Raw genomic sequence first — 9869 nt, forward strand, 5'->3', positions numbered from 1 at the left:
CGGCGTTTTGTTGGCCTGGTGGTGTGATCGGGCGGGCCGCATTCCGCGGGATGGCGGATCGGTGGCCGTAACTCGCTGCGCACGACCCTTTCAGCCGGCCGCAGCCTGCGCTGCAATGTTGTAGTAGGAGGGTTCGCAGGTTGTGGCAGGCGGCGAGCAGGCGCCATTCGGCGCGGGCGTGATGGTGGCCGCGGAGCAGGAGTCGACTCGCCCCCTGGGTGGTCTTCATCTGCCCGAACACCGGCTCGACGATCACCTTGCGCCGCGAATATGCGGCCTTGCCCTTCTTGGTGCGAAGTTTGCGGGCCATCCGCGCCTTTGGTGTCGCATTTTTCGGTGTCCGTCCCCGTGGCGCGTCGGGAACCTGCTCGCCGTGGGCGAGCCGGCCGGTCGCGATCAGCGGATCGGTGCCCGCCTTGTGGGCGGCGTCGATGTTGTTCTCACTGAAGTAGCCGGCGTCGGCGAGCGTCTGACGCGGTGTGGTCGCGGTGTTGGTGATGGTCTGGGCGAGCAGCTCGCCGAATGCGGGGTTGTCGGCGCCGGATTCGGCGAAGTCGGTCGCAACGATCACCTGATGTTCTTCATCGACGACGGCCTGCGCGTTGTAACAGTAGTGGAAGCTGCCGTCGGCGGTCTTCATGATCTGGGCGTCAGGGTCGGTGAAGTTGCGCTGCGCCTTGGGCTTGACGGTCGCGCACTGTGCTGCCTGCTCGGCGGCCCGCGCGGCCGCGTCGTCATCATGGCCGGCGTTTTGCGCCCTTGCCCGGGCCTTGTCCGCGGCCTGGTCTTTGGCGTGTTGTTCCAGGTCGGCCTTGGCCTTGCGGATCTTGGCCAGCCGGCTCTCACGGCGGGCCAATTCGCCCTGCAGGTCACCGCCACGATTGTCCGGGCCGTGGGCCTGGTCCTCGTCGATATCGACGCGTTCGGCCTCCCGCATGATCTGCTCGACCTGGGTTTGCAGGGCCGGCTCCGCCTCGCACATCCGGTCATAGCTCATCGCCTTGTGACGGGAGGCATTGGCCTTGACCTTGGTGCCATCGAGGGCCACCCGGCCCATCGTGACCATGCCCGCCTGCTGGCACAGGGTCAGCGCCTGCAGGAACAGGGCTTCCAGCGCGGCGAGGTGACGGCGCCGAAAGCGGGCGATGGAGCGAAAGTCCGGTGCGGTGTTGGCGGCCAGGTACCGAAACGCCACATCGTCATGGCAACGGGCTTCGATCTTGCGAGATGAACGAACCCCGCTGGTGTACCCGTAGAGCAGCAGCTTGAGCATCAGCCGCGGGTGATACGGCGGAAAGCCCCGGGCCTCGCTGTAGGAGGCGAAAAACACTGCCAGATCAAGCACCTCATCGACCAACTCGGACACAAACAACGCCAGATGATCGTCAGGCAACCAATCCCGCAACGACGGCGGCATCAAAAACGACTGATCCTGGTCATAGGCCCGAAACGTCTTGTCCACCGAAACCTCGCCCGGTGACGATGACGAGCGAGGCCGCGCGGACTCGGTCTCAAACAGCTGATCCTGGGCCGTCATCAAATCCATGGACACAGTTTTCCCGACCATCCACGTCGCCATCAGCGTGACACACCAACAACTCGTGGATACCGACCCACGCACCTAGGTGAGCGGGGGGGTAGGGCGCAGAGCGCGCTACCTGAGCAGAAGCGCGGCGAGCTGCTTCACGTGGGTGCGTCCGCGGTCGCCGTCTTCGAGTGCTTCGAGCCAGCGAGCAGGGATGGATTCAACGCCGTCGCGGGCGCCGACGATCGCTCCTGTCATGGCCGCTACACCCGCGTGGAACGCGAGCACCTGCAGTACTACCTCGACGAGTTCACCTTCAGATTCAATCGCCGCAGGTCAAAAGCCCGCGGAATGCTCTTCTACCGACTCCTGCAACAAAGCGTCAACACCGATCCCCACCCACTAGCCGACCTCATCGGCGCCGCCGAAGGCCAAGAGCAAACTCTGCGAGCAACTGCTAAACCACTGCCCGGCAGTACTTTTGACGAATTTTTTTAAGCAAACGAGTCCACTTAAGCAGATAAGCAATAAGTATGTTCGACTTAGGCGAGCTGTTTAACGGGTCTAAACACATTCTTAACGCTCCTGGCCTACCGCCCCGGAGGTCCCGCGCAAATACTGGTACAAGTGCGAGAAACGAGGGGCGGGGACTGCGCATGGCGCAAGCGATAACACTGGATACGGCGTACCTGAGAGCTCAAGATCCCGATCAGTACGCCAGCCTGGTGATCGGCGCGGTCGCCATCGTCGATGGTGGCGTCCCCGATTACGCACTGCTGAAACAGCTGCTGGCGGAACGGATTCAGTCGATACCGCGCTGCACACAGGTGCTGCGGACGCAGAGCTTCGAGTGGATCGACTGTCCCGGATTCGACCTGGCCCATCATGTGCGCTGGGTGGCGATTCCGCGCCCGGGCGACGACGCCCAGCTGTCCGGCGCGATCGCCCACGCCCTGGAGCGTCCCCTCGACCTGGACCGTCCGCCGTGGGAGTGCTGGGTGATCGAGGGCCTGAAAGGCGGCCGGTGGGCAATCTTGATGAAGATCCACCACGGCTTGGCCGACGGGAACTCAGCCGCCCACCTGCTCACCCGGCTTTGCGACGACGCCGACCACGATGCATTCGCGAACGGTGTTGGCGACAAACATGATTCGCCGCCGCAGGCCTCGAAGCGCGGCTGGCCCCTGGAGTGGGCTGGGGCACTCGCCGGCAACTTCGTCGGGGCGATCTGGCCGACGGCACGGCCCTCGGTCGACCCGGTCCTGCGGCGCTACAGCACGGTGCGCGTCCCGATTGCCGACGTCGAGTGCGTGTGCCGCAAATTCGGTGTGACCGTCAACGATGTCGCGCTGGCGGCCATCACCGAGGGCTTCCGAAGGGTTCTGCTACGCCGCGGCGAAGAACCGCGGGCGGACTCGCTGCGCACCCTGGTGCCGATGCCGGTACGTTCGGCACTACTGCCATACCTGCCCGTCGAGCATGACGACCCGGTCCAGCAATTGCGGACCGTGCACAGCCGGTGGAAAGCGCAGCACGCCGACAAATCTCCGCCCGGTATCGTGGAGTCTGCGATCAATTGTCTGCCAACTATGCTGCGCGGCAACCTCATACAACTGTTACCCAGGCTCCCGCAGCGCGGCCTCGTAACGCTGGCGAACCACGCGCCCGGGCCTCGCCATCAGCTGCGGCTGATGGGCCAGACGATGGAGCGCCTGCTGCCGATCCCCCCGATCGCCTTGCAGCTGAGCACCGGGGTCGCGATGCTCAGCTACGGCGACGAATTGGTATTCGGGCATCACCGCCGAATACGACGCCACGGCCGACGTCAAGCAGCTGGCAGCCGGTATCGAGCTGGGCATGGCACGGATGGTGGCGCTCAGCCAGGATTCGGTGTTGCTGTTCAGCAAGGACCGCCGGCGCACGCGCGCGGCGCGCGCGTTTCCGGGCCAGGCGCAGCGGCCGCGACCGTCGGCACCCACGCCGGCACGTCACTGACCCGCTCTCACCGGCGTTGAACACCGTGAGAAGGTTGGTCAATGCCGGTCACCATCGACCCGCGCCGCCATGACGCGGTGCTGTTCGACACCGCGTTGGACCGCACCCAGGCGCTGACCCGGCGATTGCGCGAAGCCGGCGTCGACACCGGCGTCTTCGCGTCGAACGGTAACGTCCGCGACACCCTGAGTGAGGCAGCAGACAAGCTGTCGGTCCGCCCGGGGCGATGCGCCGTCCTTACCGACAACGCGGCTTGCGTCCAGGCCGCGCGCGACGGCGGATTCGCGTTGGTCATCGGCCTCGACCGAACAGGGCAAAGTGACGCCCTGCGGCGCGTCGGCGCCGACGCCGTGGTCGGCGATCTGGATGAGGTCGCCGTGCGCACCGGGGACCACCGGATGTCCCAGCTACCCGATGCTGTGCAGGCCCTCGGTGCCCTCACCGACCGGAGGCCGGCCATATGTTCTTCGACTTCGACGGCACGCTGTCGGACATCGTCGACGATCCCGCCGCGGCCCGGCCCGTCGCCGCCGCGGTCGAGGCGCTGCGGAAGCTGGCCGCGCAATGCCCGGTCGCGGTTCTGTCCGGCCGCGACCTCGCCGACGTGTCACAGCGCCTCGGTGTGCCCGGGATCTGGTATGCCGGCAGCCACGGTTTCGAGCTGACCGCACCCGACGGCACACACCACCAGAACGACGCCGCGGCGGCGGCCACACCGGTGCTCGAACAGGCCGCCGCCGAGCTGCGCGACCGGCTCGACTCGATCCCCGGAGTTATGATGGAGCACAAGCGATTTGGCGTTGCGGTCCACTACCGCAACGCCGCGCGGGACCGCGTGGGCGAGGTTGCCGCGGCGGTGCGCGCGGCGGGCCGGCGGGACGGACTTCGGGTGACGACGGGTCGCGAAGTCATCGAGCTGCGTCCGGACATGGACTGGGACAAGGGAAAGACGCTTCGCTGGGTGATCGATCACCTGCGCGAGGCCGACGCGCGTCCGCTGGTGCCCATCTATCTCGGCGACGACATCACCGACGAGGACGCGTTCGACGCGGTCCGCGATGATGGTATCCCGATCCTGGTGCGACACAGCGAAGACGGCGACCGCGCCACCGCCGCGCTGTTTGCGTTGGACAGTCCCGCGCGCGCCGCCGAGTTCACCGAAAGGTTGGCACAGCGGTTAAGTGACGCCCGCGTAAATTAGCGACGGCAACGGTTCTAACGGCGCTCAGGGTGCCAACATTCGAGTGATCCAGCACGACGGTGTCCCCATTCGGCGGTGGCACGAGGTTGGCGCGACATGCCGGGACATGAAGCGTTGGCCGCCTCACGCGCCACCCTAGGTAGCCGATCAAGACGGGGCAATCACTGCCATGCCGAGCGCCTCGGCGGCGTCGCGCATGCGGTCGTCGTAAGTGCACAACCGGCCAAGATCCATGCCGAGCCGCTGGGCAGTCGCCAGGTGAATTGCATCGAGGGTGCGTAGCTCGATTGGCAGCAGCCCACCAGCAAGATCGAGCAATCGGTTGTCGATGCGTAGTAGGTCTAGGCTCGCGAGCGCCCGGCGTCCGGCTCTTCGGGCTGATTCACCCTTGTGGAGCAGAGCCCGCATGACCTCCGTCCGCGCAAGGGCACTCGACACCCGCGGCAGCCGGGTGCGAAGGTAGCGACGCAGCGCATCCGACTCTGGCTCACGAACTGCAAGCTTGACGATTGCGGACGAGTCCAGGTAGATGGCCGCCATCAACGCTCGTGCTCACGCAGGCGCGCAAGCGTCACGGACGGCAGCTCGATACCCGTTTTGAGTCGGACCGGCTCGGGAAGGTCATCAAAGTCAAGCGTCGCACGTTCGATCCCGCCGCTTGCCAGCATCTGCTGGTACGGACCGCCCTCCGGCATCGGCGAGAGAAGGGCGATAGGCCGACCACGGTCGGTGATCTCGATCGTCTCGCCGGCCTCGACCCGACGGAGGAGTTCGCTGGCCCGCTGCCGCAGCTCACGAACGCCCACCGTAGACATGTGCTAACTGTAGCACATAGCTGTTTAGCTTAGCGCCCGAGCGATCCCCCCGAAGCCCGCCGAATGCGGGACAGGTCATGGCTGGACGGCAGGCCAGGCGCACCAGTGAACGCCTGCGCGCCGGGGCGACGTACCGGGTTCTAAGCCATCGGCTAGGCCTCCGCGTACTCCACCGCGCCGTCGTCCAACACGATCCGCGCGTTCGCGCTTTCGGCGCCACAAGCCTCCGTCCGAAACACCGCCTTGCCCGGTTCCGTCCGCCAGATCAGCGTGGTCAGCGTCTCCCCTGGAAACACCGGCGAGGTGAATCGCGCCGCTATCGACGTGACGTTGGCGGCCACGCCCTTGCCCAGCTCGGCGACCAGCGCGCGGCCCGACACCCCGTAGGTGCACAGCCCGTGCAGGATCGGCTTCGGGAAACCGGCCATGTCCCTGGCGAACCACGGGTCGCTGTGCAGCGGGTTGCGGTCACCGGAGAGCCGATAGATCAGCGCCTGGTCCGCACGGGTGGGCAGCGCGATCCGGGCATCGGGCTCGCGGTCGGGAAACTCCGGCGCGATCGGCCGCTGACCCGGCACTCCCCCGAACCCGCCCTCGCCCCGGATGACCAACGTGGTGAGTGTCTCGGCGATCAGCTCCCCCGAGTCGGGGTCGGTGCCGCGGCCGCGCAGCACGATGATCGCGTTCTTGCCCTCGCCCTTGTCCTGGATGTCCGCGACCTCGGAGACCACGGACAGCTTGCCCGCCGGCGGCAGCGGTGCGTGCAGCCGGATGCCCTGCGACCCGTGTAAAAGCATGGCCCAGTTGAACTTTCCGATCTTGCCCGCCGCACCGAACGCCGGGCAGCAGATCACCGCATAGGTGGGCAGCACCTGCTGGGTGATGTCGTGGCTGTTTTCGGTGGTGAACGATAGGTCGTCAGTTCCGGCGCCGACACCGAGCGCGTAGAGCAGCGTCTCCCGGTCCGTCCATTCGAACAGCATCGGCTCCGTCGTCGCACCGACGGCACTCGGGTCAATCGCCATACGAGTCTCCCTTCAAGCTTTTCTGCCACCCAACCATCGCAAACCCTTCCCACCGGCACCGTCGGCGGGGCAGGCTATCGCCATGCGCAATCCCAGCTTGATCAGGAAGGCCTCAAAAGCGGTAGCCGTGCTGGCCGCAACGGTAATCGTCGGCGCCTGCGGCGGGTCACCGCAGGCCCACAGCATCACCGTGACGTTCGTCCGGCACGCGGAGTCCGAGACCAACGCCAGCGGCGTCATCGACACCGACGTGCCGGGCCCGGGCCTGACCCCGGAGGGCAAGGGGCAGGCCGAACAGGTCGCGCACCAACTCGCCCACAACAAGTACGACGCCGTCTACGCCTCCACCATGGTGCGAACGCAACAGACCGCCGCGCCGTTGGCCGCCGAACTCGGCAAGCAAGTCGAGGTGCTGCAAGGCATCCAAGAGATCAACGCCGGCTGGTACGAGGGCAAGCCCGTCTCGATGGCCCCCTCGACGTACCGGCGGACTGGCTCAACGGCGACGTCGGAGACCGCATCCCCGGGTCGATCACCGGCAAGGAGTTCAACGACTGGTTCACCGCGGCCGTGCAGAAGATCTACAACAGCGGCCACAACCAACCGGTGGTGTTCTCGCATCTGTACGCCATCGAGTACTGGACGCTGATGAACACGAAGAACGCCAAGGACAGCCTGGCGACCAGTCATCCGCTGCCCAACGTCGGCCGCGTGGTGATCACCGGAAACCCGATGACCGGCTGGACGCTGGTGGACTGGGACGGCATCCGCAACTTCGCCGGCTGATGCCTGGACAGCATGGTTGACGTGCGCGGTGTGACCCGCCACGATGGCTTGCATGCGCTATGTCGTTACCGGCGGTACCGGGTTTATTGGTCGCCGCGTCGTACCTCGCCTGCTGGAAACCCGGCCGGACGCGCAGGTGTGGACCGCTACAGCCCGCAGGTGCGTGCCGAGCTGTTGGCGATGAGCAGCGCGACGATCGACCGCTACCTGCGTGCGGTCAAGGCGCGCGACCAGATCAAGGGGAAATCGACCACCAAGGCCTCCCCGTTGCTGCGGTCTTCGATCAAGATCCGCAAGGCAACCGACGAGGTCGAGGGATCTCCGGGGTTCTTCGAAGGCGACACCGTCGCGCACTGCGGTCCAACCCTCAAAGGCGAGTTCGCCCGGACCGTCAACCTCACCGATATGCATATCGGTTGGGTCTTCACCCGCACCGAACGCAACAACGCCCACACTCACATCCTCGGCGCCCTCAAAGCCGGTGTCCATGAAATACCTTACGAGGTAACCGGTTTGGACTTCGACAACGGAACCGAATTCCTCAACAAGGCCGTCATCAAGTGGGCTGCGCAGATGGAGATCTTCTTCACCAGGTCGCGGCCGTACAAGAAGAACGATCAGGCCACAATCGAGTCCAAGAACAACCACCTCGTCCGCAAGTATGGGTTCTACTACCGCTATGACACCGACGAGGAACGTGCGGTGCTCAACCGGCTCTGGAGGCTGGTCAACGACCGGCTCAACTACCTGACGCCCACCATCAAACCGGCTCTGCGGAAATGAGCGTGCAGCAGTGGTTGGCGGATATCCGCGGTGGGGGTTCGTGTCGTTGAGCTGAGGTGGGGCCTCGGTGGGTGACGATTCAGGTTCCTACACGCCGCTTCACCAACACCACCGAGGTGACCCTTGCCTGAGGCTACTGCCTGCCCGCCGTCTGTTGTTGCCGACACGATCATGCGCACCATCGAGTTGGGGGTGACGATCACCGACGCCGCGGTCGACGAGAAGACGACGACGATCTTCTGCAGGCCGGTGGCCTGTGACGCCAGGTGTCCGGACTGCGGCCGGGAGGGCCGCTACCGCGACACTGTGACTCGGCCGTTGACGGATCTGCCGGTGGCCGGCTACCCGCTGGTGCTGCAGGGTGCCCTACCTCGCTACCGCTGCACAACGCCAGCGTGTGGGCGGGCAGTGTTCAACCAGGATCTGGGCAAGTTGGCGGCCCCGCGCTCATCGACGACGCGGCGCTGTGCCCGGTATGTATTGCGGCGGTTGATGATCGACCGCACCACCATTTCGGCGATCGCCGCCGAACTCGGGGTGTCCTGGCATACTGTCAGCTCCATCGCGATGCGTGCGACCGCCGGCCTGATCGCCACAACCGGGCCGGATCGGCTGGCCGGGGTGACGGTGATCGGTGTCGATGAGCATCGCTGGGCGCCTCGGCGTCGCGGCACAGAGGGGTTCGTCACGCTGATCATCGACCTCACGCCTACCCACGACCAGACCGGCCCGGCACGCCTGCTCGACCTGGTCGAAGGACGCTCAGCGACCGCACTGGCCACGTGGTTGGCCGCCCAACCCACCGACTTTGCCCGGGCCGTGGAGGTCATTGCGATGGACGGGTTCGCCGGCTACAAGACCGCCGCCACCGAGGTCATCCCGGACGCGGTCACCGTGATGGACCCCTTCCACGTTGTGGCTTTGGCCGGGACCAAGCTCGACCTGATCCGCCAACGCATCCAGCAGCAGACCCTGGGTCGGCGCGGACACACCGGTGACCCGCTCTATGGGATCCGGCGCATCGCCCGAACCCGCCTGCAGCTGCTCTCCCCACGCCAATACACCCGGCTGACCGAGGTGCTCGACGGCGACGACCATCTCGCCGTCAAGGTCGCCTGGCTGATCTATCAGAAGATCATCGCCGCCTACGCCGACCCGAACCGACGTCACGGCAAGAAGGCAATGACCAGGCTGATCGAGTCGATACGGCGCGGCGTACCCGCCGGATTGGAGGAGATCGCCCAACTCGGCCGCACGCTATCGCGCCGCCGCGCCGACATCCTGGCCTTCTTCGACCACCACGTCTCCAACGGACCCACCGAGGCCATCAACGGCCGCCTGGAAGTCGGCGCGGCGTACCCGCCGGATTGGAGGAGATCGCCCAACTCGGCCGCACGCTATCGCGCCGCCGCGCCGACATCCTGGCCTTCTTCGACCACCACGTCTCCAACGGACCCACCGAGGCCATCAACGGCCGCCTGGAAGTCGGCGCGGCGTACCCGCCGGATTGGAGGAGATCGCCCAACTCGGCCGCACGCTATCGCGCCGCCGCGCCGACATCCTGGCCTTCTTCGACCACCACGTCTCCAACGGACCCACCGAGGCCATCAACGGCCGCCTGGAAGCATTGCGCCGCAACGCCCTCGGATTCCGCAACCTCACCCACTACCGTTGGCGCTCACTACTACACAGCGGAGCACTCCACCAACTTGTCAATGCACTCTGAATTACGAAGAGCC

5 protein-coding genes and 9 pseudogenes are annotated in these 9869 nt (G+C 65.9%); 9 read left to right on the top strand and 5 right to left on the bottom strand.

Annotated elements, in window-relative coordinates:
• Positions 1-103 precede the first annotated feature (103 nt).
• Positions 104-1462 (bottom strand): annotated as a pseudogene (locus BST44_RS25225) (IS1182 family transposase); the annotation flags it as partial.
• Between the two features lie 192 nt (positions 1463-1654).
• Positions 1655-1783 carry an ADP-ribosylglycohydrolase family protein gene (locus tag BST44_RS31800; RefSeq protein WP_459977093.1) on the bottom strand — a complete coding sequence of 43 codons (129 nt, stop codon included), beginning with the start codon at positions 1781-1783 and terminating at the stop codon, positions 1655-1657.
• A gap of 12 nt (positions 1784-1795) precedes the next feature.
• Here BST44_RS31800 and BST44_RS31090 point away from each other — a divergent pair.
• The 3 pseudogenes from BST44_RS31090 to otsB form a co-directional block, all read left to right on the top strand.
• Positions 1796-2023: pseudogene (locus BST44_RS31090) on the top strand (IS1595 family transposase); the annotation flags it as partial.
• A 158-nt stretch (positions 2024-2181) separates the two neighbouring features.
• Positions 2182-3520, top strand: a pseudogene (locus BST44_RS25235) (wax ester/triacylglycerol synthase domain-containing protein).
• 41 nt (positions 3521-3561) lie between these two features.
• Positions 3562-4721, top strand: a pseudogene (gene otsB / locus BST44_RS25240) (trehalose-phosphatase).
• A 147-nt stretch (positions 4722-4868) separates the two neighbouring features.
• On the opposite strand, the gene BST44_RS25245 reads toward otsB, so the two are convergent.
• The 3 genes from BST44_RS25245 to BST44_RS25255 form a co-directional block, all read right to left on the bottom strand.
• Positions 4869-5261: a type II toxin-antitoxin system VapC family toxin gene (locus tag BST44_RS25245; protein ID WP_007168407.1), complete on the bottom strand. Its 393-nt coding sequence runs from the start codon at positions 5259-5261 to the stop codon at positions 4869-4871.
• Positions 5261-5536, bottom strand: coding sequence for a type II toxin-antitoxin system Phd/YefM family antitoxin (locus BST44_RS25250; protein WP_007168406.1), 276 nt, complete (start codon positions 5534-5536; stop codon positions 5261-5263). Before BST44_RS25250 ends, BST44_RS25245 begins: the two co-directional genes overlap by 1 nt.
• A gap of 152 nt (positions 5537-5688) precedes the next feature.
• Positions 5689-6561 (bottom strand): MaoC/PaaZ C-terminal domain-containing protein, encoded by an 873-nt coding sequence (locus BST44_RS25255; protein WP_007168405.1) that lies wholly within the window; start codon positions 6559-6561, stop codon positions 5689-5691.
• Positions 6562-6643: 82 nt separating this feature from the next.
• Between BST44_RS25255 and BST44_RS25260 the strand changes: the two are divergent.
• From BST44_RS25260 to BST44_RS31745, 6 genes and pseudogenes are all read left to right on the top strand, one after another.
• Positions 6644-7347 (top strand): annotated as a pseudogene (locus tag BST44_RS25260) (histidine phosphatase family protein).
• Positions 7348-7399: 52 nt separating this feature from the next.
• Positions 7400-7507: pseudogene (locus BST44_RS29800) on the top strand (NAD-dependent epimerase/dehydratase family protein); the annotation flags it as partial.
• Complete coding sequence (locus BST44_RS25265; protein ID WP_019731991.1) at positions 7486-8130, top strand: integrase catalytic domain-containing protein; 645 nt, start codon at positions 7486-7488, stop codon at positions 8128-8130. The pseudogene BST44_RS29800 and the gene BST44_RS25265, both read left to right, overlap by 22 nt.
• Positions 8131-8301: 171 nt before the next feature.
• Positions 8302-9414 (top strand): annotated as a pseudogene (locus BST44_RS31095) (ISL3 family transposase); the annotation flags it as partial.
• Positions 9415-9497: 83 nt separating this feature from the next.
• Positions 9498-9557: pseudogene (locus tag BST44_RS31740) on the top strand (hypothetical protein); the annotation flags it as partial.
• Between the two features lie 65 nt (positions 9558-9622).
• A pseudogene (locus tag BST44_RS31745) lies at positions 9623-9856 on the top strand (transposase); the annotation flags it as partial.
• Positions 9857-9869 lie beyond the last annotated feature (13 nt).

The sequence above is a fragment of the Mycobacterium scrofulaceum genome, from assembly GCF_002086735.1.
GTDB classification, from domain to species: domain Bacteria; phylum Actinomycetota; class Actinomycetes; order Mycobacteriales; family Mycobacteriaceae; genus Mycobacterium; species Mycobacterium scrofulaceum.